This window comes from Pseudomonas sp. NFACC10-1 (assembly GCF_900119195.1).
Taxonomy (GTDB): Bacteria; Pseudomonadota; Gammaproteobacteria; order Pseudomonadales; family Pseudomonadaceae; genus Aquipseudomonas; species Aquipseudomonas cerasi.
In genome coordinates this window covers 125,157-142,390 of the sequence record NZ_FPJB01000005.1, presented here as the reverse complement: position 1 = coordinate 142,390, position 17,234 = coordinate 125,157, and the positions used below count along the sequence as shown (strand labels likewise).

Below are 17,234 nucleotides of genomic sequence, written 5' to 3'. Positions count from 1 at the left end.
ATGAGTGCGTCACTGGTACTGGGCCTGATCTCCGTGATGCTGCTGATGGCGTCCATTCGCATGTTCTATCTGGCGCTCAACCAGGGTGCCAGTGAGCGGGTCAGGCAGCGGCTGATGGCCGGGCAAGTGCAACCCGTGGTCGAAAAGACCGGCTGGACCTACCTGGATCGGGCCTTTTTGCGCGCTGGGCTGGGACAGCCGACCAAGCGCGCGGGCCTGGCCTTGACGCTGTATGCGCTGCTGATACTGATCGGCTACGCAATGGCGGGGGGCGTCGGCGCGATCAGCGTCATGCTGGCGGTGCCTTTGACACTGCGCCTGTTCGTTTCATGGCGCTATGAGGTGCGCGTGCGCCGCATGATCCAGCAACTGCCGCAATTGCTCGACCATACCGTGCGCAGCCTCAAGTCCGGCAGAACCCTGGCCGACGCGGTACTGCACGGCATCGATGCCACGGACCAGCCGCTCAAGGACGGCATGAGCCGGATCGAGCGTAACGTACAGCTGGGCGTCAGCCTGCCGGATGCGGCGAGGGATTTTGCCGAACTGTATGAGCGCGACGAGTTTCACCTGTTCGCCATCGGCTTGCGGGTCAATCACCGTTATGGCGGCAATGCCAGCGAACTGATGGAAAACCTGATCAAGCTGATTCGCGATCGGGAACAGGCCGGTCGTCAATTGCGCGCCATGACCGGCGAAACCCGCATGACTGCGTTGGTGCTGGCCCTGCTGCCGATCACCATGGCCGGTTACTTTCTGGCGGTGAACCCCAGTTATCTGCTGCATATGTGGGACGACGACAGCGGCAAGATCATGCTGAGCATGGCCTTCGCGCTGCAGGTCACGGGCTGCGTGGTGCTGTGGCGCATGTTGAGGAGCATTTGAGATGGAACTGGTATTCGCTGCCATGATGCTTGCCGCTGCAGCATTTCTGCTGTTGTCCGGCGTAGCCCGTCAACGCCGCAATGAACGTCTGGTGGCCAGGCGCTTGAGGGGCCAGGTGATCCGCGAAAGCCGCATCGGCAGCCTGTTGCGCTTGCTCGGCGATACCCGCATAGGCCAACGCAGCATCAGCCTGGATTCGGAAACCCAGATACTGCTCAACCGCATCGGCTGGCGGCGCGCCAGCAAACGTTCGTTGTTCGCGGCCTGCCAGGTCGGCGTTCCGGTCGGCCTGATGGTCATGGTCATCCTCGGCCAACTGCTGTTTTTCAAAGGCGTCCAGCAACCGCTCATCGCGCCGATCTTTGCCTTGGGAGTCGGTTATCTGCTGCCCAAGCGGATTCTGGCGGCCGCAGCTCGGCGCCGTCAGAAACAAGTGGTGGTGGAAATCTCTACCTTTATCCCGCTGCTGCGCATCCTGTTCGAGTCCGGTATGGCGGTCGAGCAGGCCCTTCGGGTGCTCAGCAACGAAGGCAAGGACCTCTTGCCGGTGCTGTCCGAGGAAATCCGCGTAGTGCTGGTGCGCGTCGACTCCGGCCTGGAGCTGGGCGAGGAACTGAGAAAAACCGCTGCCCTGCTGGCTGTCGACGAGTTGAGCGACACCTGCGTGATCCTCAATCAACTGATTCATCAGGGCGGCGGCGCGTTGAAGTCTCTGCTCATGCTCAAGCAACTGATCGACGACCGACGCCTGACCCGTCTGCAGGAATACATTTCCAAACTCTCGGCAAAGATGTCGGTGGTCATGATGGTGTTTCTGTTCCCCGCCCTGCTGATTGTGCTGGCCGGGCCAGGCTTCATGGCAATAAGCCGCGCACTGGGCAGTTGACCCGGTGTTACCCGTGGACGAAAGGACGCATTGCAATGAAACCAGTGATCGTACTACTCGGGCTGTTGTTGCTGGGCGGATGCGCCAGTGATGGTCGCCCCCTCTGGACGCAGGCCACGGCTCAGCCAGGCCAGTGCCCCAAGCTGACCTCGGATCAGGAGTTCTCCCTGAATCTGGCTCAGAACATGGCCGATGAAGGCCGCCTGCATGCCAGCCTTGCCAATCTGGAAAGCCTGCCCGACAGCCTGGGCGAGGTTCGCCTGCGCAAGGCCCGGGTGTTGCGGCTTTTGGGCAGCAACGAGGCCGAGCCTCTGTACCGCAGCCTGCTGGGCACCTGCCGGGCAGCCGAGGGTGAGCATGGCCTAGGGCAACTGGCCGCAGCGCGTGGTGACAACACGCTGGCACAGCAACACCTGCTGATGGCCAGCAAACTGCAACCGACCGATGAAAAGATCCGTAATGACCTGGGCGTCGTCTACCTCAATCAGTTGAAACTGGAACAGGCACGCTTTCAGTTCCTGACGGCCATGGAGCTCAAACAATCGGACTCGCTGGCGGCGGTGAACCTGGCCACGCTGCTGATCTATCAGAATAACTGGACGCAAGCCGCCGAACTGGCGTCGCGGGCCGGGCTGACGCCTGAGCAGGTGACCGATGCCCAGGCGCGTGCCGAGCAATTGCGGAAGCCCCCTGCCGCCCCTCGAGCATCTGCACGGCCCATTGCGAGCCTGACAGGACAAAATGATCGTCAGTCCCAGGAGGTACGACCATGAAGCGCCTCATACTCACCGGATGTGTACTGCTGTTGAGCGCAGGTGATGCCTGGGCAGACAACAATGAAACTGCGGCCTCTGAAACCAGACAGACCGAGACCTGGCTGCAGCTTCAAGCCAGCGGCAAGGCCGCTTCGCCGACGCCGCAGGTCAATACCGCGGCAGAACGTGACCTCAGCCTGCAACGCTGGCTGGACACGTATAAGTACAAGATCCCGGATTTTTACGACCAGGAAGCGGGTGGCAGCTTTTCCTCGGGCAAGAAATAATTCCGGCACGTCGTGGGCCTGCTGACACCCACACTTACAACCTGCCCTCGGCACGCCGCCGGGCACTCCGTTATCATGCGCAGACTTTCGAGATTCGAGACTGCCATGCGCCGTTTGTTATGCCTGCTGTTATTGATCCTGGCCCTACCCGCCTCCGGCGCCGGTCTGCTGGACAGCCGACCTTCATCCACGCTGGGCGGCGGCTCGCTGGATAACAGCAAGGACTTCCTGCCAGTGCGTCAGGCCTTTCAGTTGAGCCTGATCGAAACGACGCAGGAGTCGATCAAGCTGAGGCTGGTCGCCACCGATGGCTACTACCTGTATCGCCACCGCTTTCAGTTCCGCACCGAGCCTGCCGACATCGGCCTTGGCGAAGCGCAACTGCCCAAGGGCGAGCAGAAACACGACGAGTATTTTGGCGATGTCGAGGTCTATCACGGCATTCTCGATATCGACCTGCCACGCAAACCCGGCGAACAGCGCCCCTTCACCCTCGCCGTCACGTACCAGGGCTGCGCCGACAAGGGCTTGTGCTATCCACCTGAAACCGAGCGTTTGAGCATTGGCGACGTAGCCGCCAGCCCGAGCGACCAGGCGTCTGCCAGCGCAGCCACAGCGGCCGCCTGGAGCTGGAAAGAACTGGCGCTGTTTTTTCTCGCAGGCGTAGGCCTGACCTTCACACCGTGTGTACTGCCGATGTTGCCGATTCTGTCCGGCGTGGTGCTGCGCGGCCAGGTTGGCGGGTTGCGCGGGCTGAGCCTGTCTCTGGCTTACGTACTGCCGATGGCGGCGTGCTTTGCCCTGCTGGGCGCGCTGATGGGTGTGTTCGGTGCAGGCCTTAACCTGCAGGCGCGCTTGCAATCGGCCTGGGTACTGGTGCCGTTCTCGGCATTCTTCGTGATCTTCGCCATTGCCATGTTCGGCGCTTTCGAACTGCGCCTGCCGCAGTCCATCAGCTCTCGTCTGGACCGTATCGCCGGCAAGACCCAGGGCGGTTCATTGTGGGGTGCAGCGGTGCTGGGCGTGGTCTCCAGCCTGTTGGTGTCACCTTGCGTATCGGCGCCTCTGGCCGGTGCGCTGTTGTATATCAGCGCCAGCGGCGATGCACTCGGCGGCGCTCTGAAACTGTTCGCGCTGGGCCTGGGCATGGGCGCGCCGCTGTTGCTGATCGCAACCGGTGGTGCCACATGGCTGCCGAAAAGCGGCCCTTGGCTGGTGACGGTTAAAAACGCCATCGGTGTGCTGCTGCTGGGGCTGGCCATCGGTCTGCTGAGCCGCGTACTGCCAGGGCAAGTCACGCTGTTGCTGGTGGGTCTGTTGTCGGCCGGTGTCGCACTGTTTCTCGGCACCCTGGAATTCAATGTCAAAACCACACGGCAGAAACTCGCCCAACTGCTGGGGCTGGCGCTGCTGGTCTATGCGCTGGCGTGCTGGTACGGCGCGCTGTCCGGGCACACCGACCCCATGCGCCCGCTGGGCCGCGAGTACGCCACGGCGAATAACGGAGCGGTAGCTCCGGCCGCCTCACAGTGGCAGACGATCACCACCTCCGCCGAACTGGACCGTGTGATGCACGAAGCCCGGCGCGAGGGCAAACCGCTGGTGCTCGACTGGTATGCCGACTGGTGCATCAGTTGCAAGGTCATCGAACACGAAGTCCTGCCTGACCCGGGTGTGGTCGCCCGCTTGTCGGGTTACAAGCAGGTGCGTTTCGACATGACCGACAGCAACGCAGAGCAACGCGCCCTGCTTGACCGGTACAAGCTGTTTGGCCCGCCAGCGCTGCTTTTCTTCGATAAAAACGGCGAAGAACAGCAAACTGTACGGGTCGTCGGCGAAATCGACGCGGCAGGCCTTATCGAGCGTCTGAACAGCGCCAATGACCAAAACTGATCCCTGAGTCATAAACTTTGCGCGAATATCGCTCATTGTGCTGGCTACTGTTGTTAACTGGACAGTCCACTGCCCTTCCGGCATAGTCGCCGGGCGTAAACCGCTCGCAGACAATAAAAGGAACACGCAATGGCGACTATCCTGGTCCTACACGGGCCCAACCTGAACCTGCTGGGCACTCGGGAACCCGGGGTCTACGGCACTATCACCCTGCCTCAGATCAATCAGGACCTGGAGCAGCGCGCTCGCGATGCCGGTCACCATCTGATGTATCTGCAAAGCAACGCCGAGTACGAACTGATCGACCGCATTCACGCCGCTCGCGGTGAGGGTGTGGATTTTATTTTGATCAATCCGGCTGCTTTTACGCACACCAGCGTTGCAATACGTGACGCGCTGATGGGAGTGAGCATCCCATTCATCGAAGTGCATTTATCGAACGTGCACAAACGCGAACCTTTCCGCCATCACTCCTACTTTTCAGATGTCGCTGTAGGAGTGATCTGCGGCCTTGGCGCCAGCGGTTACCGACTGGCCCTGGAAGCCGCCCTGGAACAACTGGCCGCCAGTGCCAAGCCATGATGAGTCCAGCCTGAAGCTGACCATATGGCTTGAGCCGGCCGACACATTGCCCTTACAGAACCTTGGGAGTTGATTAATGGATATTCGCAAAGTCAAGAAACTGATCGAATTGCTGGAAGAGTCCGGCATCGACGAGCTGGAAATCCGTGAAGGCGAGGAATCCGTACGGATCAGCCGCCACAGCAAGACTCCGGCACAGCCTTACTACGCACCGGCTCCGGTTGCTGCACCTGCAGCCGCTCCGGCTCCGGCAGCAGCACCGGTTGCGGCCGCTGCAGAAGCGCCATCGGCTCCGAAACTGAACGGCTTTGTAGTCAAGTCGCCAATGGTCGGTACGTTCTACCGTACCCCGGCGCCTACTTCGCCTGCATTCGTTGAAGTCGGCCAGACCGTCAAGAAAGGCGACACCATCTGCATCGTCGAAGCGATGAAAATGATGAACCACATCCAGGCAGAAGCCAGCGGTGTGATCGAATCCATCCTGGTAGAAAACGGTCAGCCGGTTGAGTTTGACCAGCCGCTGTTCACAATCGTTTGACCCGGGGAGAGCCTGCGATGTTGGAAAAAGTTCTGATCGCCAACCGCGGCGAAATTGCCTTGCGCATCTTGCGTGCCTGTAAAGAACTGGGCATCAAGACCGTCGCTGTACACTCCACCGCAGATCGCGAGCTGATGCACCTGGGCCTGGCAGACGAAACCGTCTGCATCGGTCCGGCACCGGCCAATCTGTCCTACCTGAACATTCCGGCGATCATTTCGGCTGCCGAAGTGACCGGCGCCACGGCGATCCACCCGGGTTACGGGTTTCTCGCCGAGAACGCCGACTTCGCCGAACAGGTCGAAAAATCGGGCTTCGCTTTCATTGGCCCCAAAGCAGACACCATTCGCCTGATGGGCGACAAGGTTTCCGCCAAGGACGCCATGAAGCTGGCCAATGTGCCGACCGTTCCCGGTTCCGACGGCCCGCTGCCGGAAGACGAGGCAACCGCTCTGCGCATCGGTCGTGAAGTCGGTTACCCAGTGATCATCAAGGCCGCCGGTGGCGGTGGTGGTCGCGGCATGCGTGTGGTTCATCGCGAAGAAGACCTGATCGAAGCTGCGTCCCAGACCCGCGCCGAAGCAGCGGCCTGGTTCAGCAACCCGATGGTCTACCTGGAAAAATACCTGACCAACCCACGTCACGTGGAAGTCCAGGTAATTTCCGACGGTCAGGGCCAGGCCATTCACCTGGGCGATCGCGACTGCTCGCTGCAGCGCCGTCACCAGAAGGTTCTGGAAGAAGCGCCGGCACCGTTCATCGACGAAAAGGCGCGCGAGGATGTCCTGGCCGCCTGCGTCAAGGCGTGTATCGATATCGGCTATCGTGGTGCGGGTACTTTCGAGTTCCTGTACGAAAACGGTCGTTTCTACTTCATCGAAATGAACACCCGTGTTCAGGTGGAGCACCCGGTTTCGGAAATGGTCACCGGCATCGACATCGTCAAGGAGATGCTCAGCATCGCCGCCGGCAACAAACTGTCGTACACCCAGGATGACGTGGTCATCAAGGGTCATGCGCTGGAATGCCGGATCAACGCCGAAGACCCTAAGACCTTCGTGCCAAGCCCTGGTCTGGTCAAGCACTTCCACGCACCGGGCGGCAACGGTGTACGGGTCGATTCGCACCTGTACAGTGGCTACAAGGTACCGTCCAACTATGACTCGCTGATCGGTAAAGTGATCACTTGGGGCGCGACCCGCGAAGAAGCCATGGCACGCATGCGCAATGCCCTGGACGAAATCGTGGTCGACGGGATCAAGACCAACATCCCGCTGCACCGCGACCTGACCCGCGATGAAGGCTTCTGCGAAGGCGGAATCAACATCCACTACCTGGAGCACAAACTGGCCAATCAATAAGCCAGTCTGCTTCACCACGACAAAGCCGCAGTGATGCGGCTTTGTTGTTTGCAGCGCATAGCAGTAAACTTGCCCGCTTCCTGCGGCCGCACCGGCTGTAAAAGCCGCACTTATTTCCAAATCGAAGGTAATCCGCCATGCCTTGGCTGCAAGTCCGTCTCGCCATCAGCCCAGAACAAGCCGAAACCTACGAAGACGCCCTTCTTGAAGTCGGCGCCGTGTCCGTGACCTTCATGGACGCCGAAGACCAGCCGATTTTCGAACCCGAACTCAATACCACGCCGCTGTGGGCGCACACCCACCTGCTCGCACTGTTCGAAGCCGACACCAATGCTGAAATGGCCCTGGCACACCTGAGCCTGCTGACCGGCGAAGAGTTACCCGAGCACAGCGCCGAAGTCATCGAAGATCAGGACTGGGAACGCAGCTGGATGGATAACTTCCAGCCGATGTGTTTCGGCAAGCGCCTGTGGATCGTGCCGAGCTGGCATGCCGCACCACAGCCGGACGCCGTGAACCTGTTGCTCGATCCGGGCCTGGCGTTCGGCACCGGGACCCACCCGACCACCGCGCTGTGCCTCGAGTGGCTGGACGGCCAGGACCTCGAAGGCTGCAACGTGCTGGATTTCGGCTGCGGCTCGGGCATTCTGGCCATCGCCGCACTGCTGCTGGGTGCCGAACAGGCCGTTGGTACCGATATCGACGTGCAGGCACTGGAAGCCTCTCGAGACAATGCCGGACGCAACAATATCGCGGCCGAACGCTTCCCGCTGTACCTGCCCGAGGATCTGCCGCCCCAGAAGGCCGACGTGCTGGTCGCCAACATTCTGGCTGGCCCGCTGGTTTCCCTGGCGCCGCAACTGGCAACCCTGATCAGGACCGGCGGACGCCTGGCACTGTCAGGCATTCTTGCCGAACAGGGTGAGGAAGTCGCGGCAGCCTATGCTGAAAGTTTTGATCTGGACCCGATCGCAAACCGAGATGGCTGGGTACGCATCACGGGTCGCCGCCGTTAATCGCCGCTTCAACCGGACAGCCGCATGACCGACAGTTTCGTCACCCAGTGCCCGCACTGCCAGACCAGTTTCAGAGTCAGTCACGCTCAACTGAGCGTGGCCCGTGGCGTGGTGCGGTGCGGAGCCTGCCTGCAGGTGTTCAACGCAGCGCGGCAGTTGCTCGAGCAGCGCGCCAGCGATGACGCCGAAAAAGAGACCCTGCCCGCCTCGCCGGTGATCGCGGCCCTGCCCGGACCGGAGGCCCTGCCGACGCCAGTGCCCGAGCCCGAGCCCGAGCTGAAGCCGGAGCCCGAGCCGGAGCCGGAGCCGGAAAAGACGCCCGAAGAGGACGATCCCTGGCAGGTCAGCGAGCTGGATCTGGACAATCTCAATCTGGACGAAGAACTGGCCCGCCTCGAACAACGCGAGACCCGCAGGCCTGACACCTTCGCCCGCCCTGTAAGCGATATCGGCAACGACGATGTGAGCCTGACGGCGAAGCGTGACAGTCGGCAGAGCGACGAGGCGGCATGGGTCGATACGCTGCATAACGACGATGTCGAGCAACTGCCCGAGCTGCATGCAGAAGTCATCCCGGACACCGACGCTGTAGACGCTCCAGAGCCGCTGGAGGATGACACGCGTACCGAGCCGTCGCTGTCACTGGACAAGCATCTGGACGATGACGAGCCCCCGATGCCCGTCATCATCCAGCGCAAAGCTCCGCCTGCCGAAAAAGTCGAGCGCTGGTCTGCGGTGGATGACGATGATGAAGACGACCATGAGCCGGAGCCAGAACCGCGGGGCAAGCGCAGCCGCAACGAACCGGCAGTGCGCGACCAGACACTTCTTGACCTGACCGACGACCCTTTGCAACTGGACTGGCAACGGCCCAAACCGCGCTGGGGGCGACGCCTGGCCTGGGGTCTGTTGATCGTACTGGCGCTGGCGGGCTTGGCAGGACAATACGTCTGGTACCACTTCGATCAGCTGGCACGCCAGGACCAGTATCGCCCGTGGTTTCAGCAGATTTGCCCGCAGGTCGGCTGCAAGGTGCCGAGCAAGGTCGACATTTCCCAGCTCAAGAGCAGCAACCTGGTCGTGCGCAGCCACCCAGAGTTTCAGGGGGCTCTGGTGGTGGACGCAATCATCTACAACCGCGCCTCGTTTTCCCAGCCGTTTCCCCTGCTGGAACTGCGTTTTTCCGATACCGGCGGTCAGTTGATTGCCAGTCGTCGGTTCAAGCCCAGTGAATACCTGAGCGGCGAAATGGCCGGCAAGGAAGAGATGCCACCCCAGACGCCGATCCATATCGCGCTGGATATCCTTGATCCAGGTGCCAAGGCCGTGAACTACAGCCTGAACTTCCGCTCGCCGGAATGACTCGTCCGGCGCGACAGCGTCGGCCGAGACTCCTTTTTTACACGCTACTTTCATCAAAGAACGCTGCATGATCGCAGAAATTCAGCAACAAAATACCCTCTGACCGGACTCATCGAACTCAGGCAAGAGCTGTTCAGATTTTATCCAATTCAGCCTTTATCCAGTCATCGAGAGCGGGTATCATGCCAACCCTTTTTCAAACTCTCGGTTCGATCTGACGGTGGCGCATGCGGCTGGCGGGATGAGCCGTTGCAGACCGGGTGAAACGGTTTTTTACACGGCCTGCGGATGATTTGGCCTCCACAACAGGTAAGGCTATGTCGGCAGTACGCATCGGCCCATATACAGTGCAAAACGGCTTGATCCTCGCCCCGATGGCGGGCGTCACCGACCAGCCTTTCCGTCAGCTGTGCCGAAGACTCGGTGCCGGCCTGGTGGTGTCGGAGATGGTCACCAGTGACATGAGCCTGTGGAACAGCCGCAAATCGCGTCTGCGCATGATCCACGAAGGTGATCCCGAGCCGCGCTCGGTACAGATCGCCGGTGGTGATCCGCAGATGCTGGCGGACGCAGCACGTGCCAATGTCGAACTGGGCGCCCAGATCATCGACATCAACATGGGTTGCCCGGCCAAGAAAGTCTGTAACAAGGCGGCTGGCTCGGCGCTGTTGAAGGATGAGCAACTGGTCAACGACATCCTGCAGGCCGTCGTGGCTGCAGTCGATGTACCGGTCACGCTGAAGATCCGCACCGGATGGGATCGCGACAACCGAAATGGCCTGACAGTGGCGAAAATCGCCGAGCAGGCAGGCATTCAGGCACTGGCAGTGCACGGGCGAACCCGTGCCGACCTGTACACCGGCGAGGCCGAGTACGACACCATTGCCCAGATCAAACAGGCCGTGTCGATACCGGTCTTTGCCAATGGCGACATCGATTCACCGGAAAAGGCCCGGCACGTGCTGAAGGCCACCGGAGCAGACGGATTACTGATTGGCAGGGCCGCACAGGGGCGTCCCTGGATTTTTCGCGAGATAGAACACTTCCTGCGGACCGGAGAGACACTCCCGGCGCCGCAGTCGAGTGAAGTGGAACGCATTCTGCTTGAGCATCTGGCAGCGCTCCACGTTTTCTATGGAGACGTGATGGGCGTGCGCATTGCACGCAAACACGTCAGCTGGTATCTCGCAACCCTGCCGGGCGCCAGAGAGTTTCGCGCCCACTTCAATCGTTTGGAAGATACGGAAGCACAGTGCGCCAACGTCCGGGAGTTCTTCAGCCAAGGCTGCAAGGGCCCGGATAACGAGAATGATAAAGAGGTGGCCGCATGACGATGATGACCGAGACTTTAGTGAGTGGAACAACACCCGTGAGCGACAACGTCAATTTGAAACAGCACCTCAACACGCCGAGCGAAGAGGGTCAGACCCTGCGCGGAAGTGTCGAGAAGGCGCTGCACAATTATTTCGCCCACCTCGAAGGCGCATCCGTCACTGACGTCTACAACCTGGTGTTGTCGGAAGTCGAGGCTCCGCTTCTGGAAAGCGTGATGAACTACGTCAAGGGCAACCAGACGAAGGCCTCCGAGCTGCTGGGACTGAATCGCGGCACGCTGCGCAAGAAACTCAAACAGTACGATCTGCTTTAAAGCATTCAAAACAGAAAAGGCGACCTTGCACCGCGGTCGCTTTTTTTTGCTGACTTCTTTTGCTTTTGATGGAAATCGAGATGACCGACCAGACTACCCGCCTGCCGATCCGCCGCGCCCTGATCAGCGTATCCGACAAGACAGGAATCCTTGAGTTTGCCCGCGAGCTTGAAGCGCTGGGCGTCGAGATTCTTTCCACTGGCGGTACGTTCAAGCTGCTCAAGGACAACGGCGTCGCGGCAGTCGAAGTGGCCGACTACACCGGCTTCGCTGAAATGATGGATGGCCGGGTCAAGACCCTGCACCCCATGATCCATGGCGGGATTCTGGGTCGTCGCGGCATAGACGACGCCATCATGACCGAGCACGGCATCAAGCCGATCGATCTGGTTGCGGTCAATCTGTACCCGTTTGAAGCCACTGTCTCCAAACCAGGCTGCGACCTGCCGACCGCCATCGAAAACATCGACATTGGCGGCCCGACCATGGTCCGTTCCGCAGCGAAGAACCACAAGGACGTCGCCATCGTGGTCAATGCCAGCGATTACGGCCAGGTTCTGGAAAGCCTCAAGGCCGGTGGCCTGACCTACGCCCAGCGCTTCGACCTGATGCTCAAGGCGTTCGAGCACACCGCCGCCTACGACGGCATGATCGCCAACTACCTGGGCGGCGTCGACCAGACTGCCGAAACCCTCAGTACCGAAGGCCGCAGCCAGTTCCCGCGCACCTTCAACACCCAGTTCGTCAAGGCTCAGGAAATGCGCTACGGCGAGAACCCGCACCAGAGTGCGGCGTTCTACGTCGAAGCCAAACCTGCCGAGGTCGGCATCGCCACCGCCACCCAGCTGCAAGGCAAGGAGCTGTCGTTCAACAACGTGGCCGATACCGATGCCGCACTGGAATGCGTCAAGAGCTTCGTCAAACCGGCCTGCGTGATCGTCAAGCACGCCAACCCGTGCGGTGTCGCGGTCTGCCCGGACGATGAAGGCGGCATTCGCCAGGCTTACGAACTGGCCTATGCCACCGACTCCGAGTCGGCATTTGGCGGCATCATCGCCTTCAACCGCGAGCTGGACGCTGCAACCGCCAAGGCCATCGTCGAGCGCCAGTTCGTCGAAGTGATCATCGCCCCGAGCGTCAGCGCCGAAGCCCGCGCCATCGTCGCGAGCAAAGCCAACGTGCGCCTGCTGACCAGCGGCCAGTGGAGCGAGCGCCTGCCTGCCTGGGACTACAAACGCGTCAATGGCGGCCTGCTGGTACAGAGCCGTGACATCGGCATGATCACCGAGGCCGACCTCAAGGTCGTCACCCAGCGTGCGCCTACAGAACAGGAAATGCATGACCTGATCTTCGCCTGGAAAGTCGCCAAGTACGTCAAGTCCAACGCCATCGTCTACGCCCGCAACCGCCAGACCGTCGGCGTCGGCGCTGGCCAGATGAGCCGTGTGAACTCGGCGCGTATCGCGGCCATCAAGGCTGAGCATGCCGGGCTGCAGGTTCAGGGCGCCGTCATGGCCTCCGATGCCTTCTTCCCGTTCCGTGACGGCATCGATAACGCGGCCAAGGTCGGCATCACCGCTGTCATCCAGCCAGGCGGCTCGATGCGTGACAACGAAGTGATCGCTGCAGCAGACGAAGCCGGCATCGCGATGGTGTTCACCGGCATGCGTCACTTCCGGCACTAATCAGAAAAACGGCCGCACTGGCGCAGGCGTCTGCTGCGTCATTGCGGCCTCGTACGGCGGGTTAGGTCGCCTCAGGCACACCGCGTACTCCAGAATCAGCGTCATCGAGGTTTTTGAAATGAATGTTTTGATCATTGGCAGCGGCGGTCGTGAACACGCCCTGGCATGGAAAGTCGCTCAGGACCCACGCGTGCAGAAGGTGTTTGTCGCACCGGGCAATGCGGGCACGGCGATCGAGGCCAAATGCGAAAACGTGGCCATCGACGTTCTGGCACTGGAGCAACTGGCGGATTTCGCTGAAAAGAACGTTGCGCTGACCATCGTCGGCCCGGAAGTACCGTTGGTTGCAGGCGTCGTCGACCTGTTCCGCAGCCGAGGCCTGGACTGCTTCGGCCCGACCGCTGGCGCTGCCCAGCTTGAAGGCTCCAAGGCGTTTACCAAGGACTTCCTGGCGCGTCACAAGATTCCTACTGCCGACTACCAGAACTTTACCGAGATCGAGCCTGCCCTGGCCTATCTGCGTGAAAAAGGCGCGCCGATTGTCATCAAGGCCGACGGCCTGGCCGCGGGCAAGGGCGTGATCGTCGCCATGACCCTGGCAGAAGCCGAAGACGCCGTACGGGACATGCTGGCTGGCAACGCCTTTGGCGACGCCGGTTCGCGCGTTGTCATCGAAGAGTTTCTCGATGGCGAAGAGGCCAGCTTCATTGTCATGGTCGACGGCAAGAATGTACTGCCCATGGCCACCAGCCAGGACCACAAGCGCGTCGGCGACGGTGACAGCGGGCCGAACACCGGCGGGATGGGTGCCTACTCCCCTGCCCCGGTGGTCACCGCCGAGGTTCATCAACGTGTCATGGACCTGGTTATCTGGCCGACCGTCAGGGGTATGGCCGATGAAGGTAACGTTTACACCGGCTTCCTCTATGCTGGTTTGATGATCGATAAAGCGGGCAACCCGAAAGTCATCGAGTTCAACTGCCGCTTCGGCGACCCGGAGACCCAGCCGGTCATGCTGCGCCTGCAATCGAGCCTGGTACTGCTGGTCGAGGCTGCGCTGGCGCAAGCGCTGGACAAGATCGAAGCACAGTGGGACCCACGCCCCAGCCTGGGTATCGTGCTGGCCGCAGGCGGTTATCCTGGCGATTACGCCAAAGGCGCGGTCATCGAGGGTCTGGACGCAGCGGCACAGCTCGAAGGCAAGATATTCCATGCAGGCACGGCCTTGCAGGATGAGCGTGTCGTGACCAGCGGTGGTCGTGTACTGTGTGCCACAGCGCTGGGTGACAGCGTCGGCAACGCGCAGGAAAATGCCTATGCGCTGGCCGCAAAAGTCGACTGGCAAGGGTGTTTCTACCGCAAGGACATTGGCTACCGTGCCATTGCCCGCGAGCGTGGCGAAGACCAGGAATAATCGATCGGACCAGCCTCTTCAAGCAGAGGCTGGCCGGTTGCTCCGGTATTCGCGGTTTTACCAGGCATTCACTCACGAAGGGATTTCATTGTGCGCTGGCTCAGGATTGCCATAGCCTCAACCGTTGGACTGCTGACCCTGCTGTTCATGCTTTCGGCGCAGGCCGAGCATGGTGCAGGCTGGTCGACGCTGCTCGACGAAAAGGCCCATCTGACGCTGGATGAAATCCGCTCGGCGCGCTATCAGAATCAATTCAGCCCCACCGAGCTGGAACGGGTCGCTGCAGCGGATCGCGGCAGCGCGGTATGGCTGCATTACCGCCTGCAACCGACCCAGCACGAGCAATTGCTGCGTATCTTCGCCCCGGACCTTTCCAGCGCCGACATGTATGTCGTGGACGGCGATCGACAGATTGATCATCTACGCACGGGCAACGACGTGCCGATTGAAGATCAGCGACTGCCATCCAACGATTTCCTGCTGCCGGTTCCGCAAAGCTCGGCCTCGCTGGATATCTACCTGAGACTGGTATCTGCGCAGAAAATGCGCCCCAGCATCACCCTTGAACCGGCCATCGAAAGCGCCGCCAACGAAACCCAGCCATTGCTGTTCGGACTGCTGTTTGGCGCGCTGTCCATGCTGATCGTGCAGAATCTGACGCGTTACGGACACACCCGGTCGCGCAGCAATCTGTGGCTGGCCGCCTGCGAATCGTTACTCGGGCTCAGTGCGCTGTTGCTCCTCAACCTGCTCCGCCCGATCGACCCGTGGAATATCGCGCAAACCCCGAGCGCACACCTGGCGCTGCTGCTGGCCGCTGTCGCAGGCCTGATCTACACCTACTGTTTCTTCGTCCATCGCAATGCCCGCAAACTCGATCGTCTGTTGCTGGGCAACGCGGTGCTCATGGGGATCGGCGCCTTGCTGGTGCTGTTCGACGAAAAGCTGCCGATCAACTTCCTGACGTTCGGCCTGGTCTCGCTGACGACACTGAGCATTCTGGCGGTGTCGATGTGGCACTGGCAGAAGGGCTATCGCTCGGCGCGCCTGTTTGTCCTCGGAATGATCACCTTCAATATCGGCTACATGGTGGTCCTGCCCGGCCTGCTGTGGCTGAGCCTGGTGCCACCGCAATGGCTGCTGCTGGCGCTGCTCAGTGTGTTCTGCATCAGCGGCCTGCTGATGAGCCTGGCCCTCAGCGAACGCCATCGCAGTATCACCGAAGACCGTTTCAGCATCAGCCGCGATCAGGCGGCCAGCACCGCCGAAATCAACGCCAAAGCCGAGTTTCTGGCCAAGATCAGCCACGAGATTCGTACCCCGATGAACGGCGTGCTGGGCATGACCGAGCTGCTGCTCGGCACCCCGCTGTCGGTCAAACAGCGCGACTATGTGCAGACCATTCACAGTGCCGGTAACGAACTGCTGACGCTGATCAACGAGATTCTCGACATCACCAAGCTCGAGTCAGGACAGATCGAACTGGACGACGTGCAGTTCGACATCGGCGCGCTGGTCGAGGACTGCCTGAATATCTTCCGCGCCAAGGCCGAACAGCAACAGGTCGAGCTGATCAGCCAGATCCAGCCTCAGGTGCCACGTGTCATCAATGGTGACCCGACCCGCCTGCGCCAGACACTGCTGAGCCTACTGGAAAATGCCCTGAAGAAGACCGACGAAGGTGAGATTCTGCTGGCCGTCGCCCTCGAGTCCTCGAAAAGCGGGAATACGCGGCTGCGCATTTCGGTTCAGGACAGCGGCGAAACGCTTTCCGACGAAGAACGTGAAGAACTGCTGCACGCCGAACTGCACAGCCGGAACTTCCTGGCCAGCAGCCGGCTCGGCGGTCATCTGGGACTGGTGATCGCTCGTCAGTTGATCGTACTGATGGATGGCGAATTCGGCATTCAGAACAATGGCGCGCAAGGCAATACGCTGTGGCTGAACCTGCCTCTGGACGCCAAGCTGCTCGAACAGCCGACCATTGATCTGGACAGCCCGCTTAAAGATGCCAGGGTGCTGGTGGTCGATGACAACGACACATGCCGCAAAGTGCTGGTTCAGCAATGCAGTGCCTGGGGCCTGAATGTCAGTGCAGTGGCATCCGGCAAGGAGGCACTGGCCTTGCTCAGGACCAAGGCGCACCTGCGCGACTATTTCGATGTGGTCCTGCTCGATCAGAACATGCCGGGCATGACCGGTATGCAACTGGCCGCCAAGATCAAGGAAGACCCGAGCCTGAATCACGACATACTGTTGATCATGCTGACCGGCATCAGCAATGCACCCAGCAAGATCATCGCGCGCAACTGCGGCATCAAGCGCATTCTGGCCAAACCGGTGGCGGGCTATACGCTCAAGACCACGCTGGCAGATGAACTGACCCAGTTGAACAAGGGTGTCGTGTCGAACAAGCCCGGCCCGGTCGTGACGCCGCCGGTCAGCGTCCCCGGCGACTTCCGTATTCTGGTGGCCGAAGACAACAGCATTTCGACCAAGGTCATCCGCGGCATGCTCGGCAAGCTCAACCTCAACCCCGATACCGCGAGCAATGGCGAAGAAGCGCTGCGAGCCATGAAAGCGCAGCGTTATGATCTGGTGCTGATGGACTGCGAGATGCCGATACTCGACGGCTTCTCGGCCACCGAGCAATTGCGCGCCTGGGAAGTCGGCAATCAGCGTGTACGCACCCCGGTCGTTGCACTGACCGCGCATATTCTCACCGAGCATAAAGACCGCGCACGCCAGGCCGGCATGGACGGCCACATGGCCAAGCCCATCGAACTGTCGCAGTTGCGCGAACTGGTCGAGCACTGGGTGGCGCACCGTGACAAGGCCCGAGGGCTGACGTCGGACGGCGAGCACTATCGGCAAAACTGACGGCGACGGGAAAGGCCTGTGGCCTGATAGACTGCCGATGCC

At 60.8% G+C, this 17,234-nt stretch carries 15 protein-coding genes; all 15 read left to right on the top strand.

The window, feature by feature from the left end:
• The 15 genes from BT119_RS15890 (at position 1) to retS (ending at position 17,192) form a co-directional block, all read left to right on the top strand.
• Entirely contained in the window at positions 1 to 885 is an 885-nt protein-coding gene (locus tag BT119_RS15890) for a type II secretion system F family protein (protein WP_044309561.1), read from the top strand.
• A 1-nt stretch (position 886) separates the two neighbouring features.
• Positions 887 to 1,771: a type II secretion system F family protein gene (locus tag BT119_RS15885; RefSeq protein ID WP_003431722.1), complete on the top strand. Its 885-nt coding sequence runs from the start codon at positions 887 to 889 to the stop codon at positions 1,769 to 1,771.
• Positions 1,772 to 1,806: 35 nt separating this feature from the next.
• The gene (locus BT119_RS15880; protein ID WP_072366316.1) at positions 1,807 to 2,544 is read left to right on the top strand and encodes a tetratricopeptide repeat protein; all 738 of its coding nucleotides are present in this window, start codon (positions 1,807 to 1,809) and stop codon (positions 2,542 to 2,544) included.
• Positions 2,541 to 2,813: a DUF3613 domain-containing protein gene (locus BT119_RS15875; RefSeq protein ID WP_044309564.1), complete on the top strand. Its 273-nt coding sequence runs from the start codon at positions 2,541 to 2,543 to the stop codon at positions 2,811 to 2,813. The genes BT119_RS15880 and BT119_RS15875 overlap by 4 nt, the downstream gene beginning before the upstream one ends.
• 105 nt (positions 2,814 to 2,918) lie before the next feature.
• Entirely contained in the window at positions 2,919 to 4,706 is a 1,788-nt protein-coding gene (locus tag BT119_RS15870; protein ID WP_256332946.1) for a protein-disulfide reductase DsbD, read from the top strand.
• Between the two features lie 129 nt (positions 4,707 to 4,835).
• Positions 4,836 to 5,288, top strand: a complete 453-nt coding sequence (aroQ, locus tag BT119_RS15865; RefSeq protein ID WP_002555369.1) for a type II 3-dehydroquinate dehydratase — start codon at positions 4,836 to 4,838, stop codon at positions 5,286 to 5,288.
• Positions 5,289 to 5,364: 76 nt separating this feature from the next.
• Positions 5,365 to 5,826, top strand: coding sequence for an acetyl-CoA carboxylase biotin carboxyl carrier protein (accB, locus tag BT119_RS15860; protein ID WP_003368836.1), 462 nt, complete (start codon positions 5,365 to 5,367; stop codon positions 5,824 to 5,826).
• 17 nt (positions 5,827 to 5,843) lie between these two features.
• The gene (gene accC, locus BT119_RS15855; protein WP_003368837.1) at positions 5,844 to 7,187 is read left to right on the top strand and encodes an acetyl-CoA carboxylase biotin carboxylase subunit; all 1,344 of its coding nucleotides are present in this window, start codon (positions 5,844 to 5,846) and stop codon (positions 7,185 to 7,187) included.
• Positions 7,188 to 7,324: 137 nt separating this feature from the next.
• Positions 7,325 to 8,203, top strand: a complete 879-nt coding sequence (prmA, locus tag BT119_RS15850; protein ID WP_046718951.1) for a 50S ribosomal protein L11 methyltransferase — start codon at positions 7,325 to 7,327, stop codon at positions 8,201 to 8,203.
• Between the two features lie 24 nt (positions 8,204 to 8,227).
• A complete protein-coding gene (locus BT119_RS15845; protein ID WP_072366314.1) occupies positions 8,228 to 9,565 on the top strand; it encodes a DUF3426 domain-containing protein in 1,338 nt (445 codons plus the stop codon).
• Between the two features lie 317 nt (positions 9,566 to 9,882).
• Positions 9,883 to 10,896, top strand: a complete 1,014-nt coding sequence (dusB, locus tag BT119_RS15840; RefSeq protein WP_003368840.1) for a tRNA dihydrouridine synthase DusB — start codon at positions 9,883 to 9,885, stop codon at positions 10,894 to 10,896.
• Positions 10,893 to 11,213 carry a DNA-binding transcriptional regulator Fis gene (fis, locus tag BT119_RS15835; RefSeq protein WP_002555375.1) on the top strand — a complete coding sequence of 107 codons (321 nt, stop codon included), beginning with the start codon at positions 10,893 to 10,895 and terminating at the stop codon, positions 11,211 to 11,213. Before dusB ends, fis begins: the two co-directional genes overlap by 4 nt.
• An 80-nt stretch (positions 11,214 to 11,293) precedes the next feature.
• Positions 11,294 to 12,898 carry a bifunctional phosphoribosylaminoimidazolecarboxamide formyltransferase/IMP cyclohydrolase gene (gene purH / locus BT119_RS15830; RefSeq protein WP_003368841.1) on the top strand — a complete coding sequence of 535 codons (1,605 nt, stop codon included), beginning with the start codon at positions 11,294 to 11,296 and terminating at the stop codon, positions 12,896 to 12,898.
• Between the two features lie 118 nt (positions 12,899 to 13,016).
• Positions 13,017 to 14,312, top strand: coding sequence for a phosphoribosylamine--glycine ligase (gene purD / locus BT119_RS15825; protein ID WP_003431732.1), 1,296 nt, complete (start codon positions 13,017 to 13,019; stop codon positions 14,310 to 14,312).
• 90 nt (positions 14,313 to 14,402) lie between these two features.
• Entirely contained in the window at positions 14,403 to 17,192 is a 2,790-nt protein-coding gene (gene retS, locus BT119_RS15820; protein WP_072366312.1) for a hybrid sensor histidine kinase/response regulator RetS, read from the top strand.
• Positions 17,193 to 17,234: the final 42 nt, after the last annotated feature.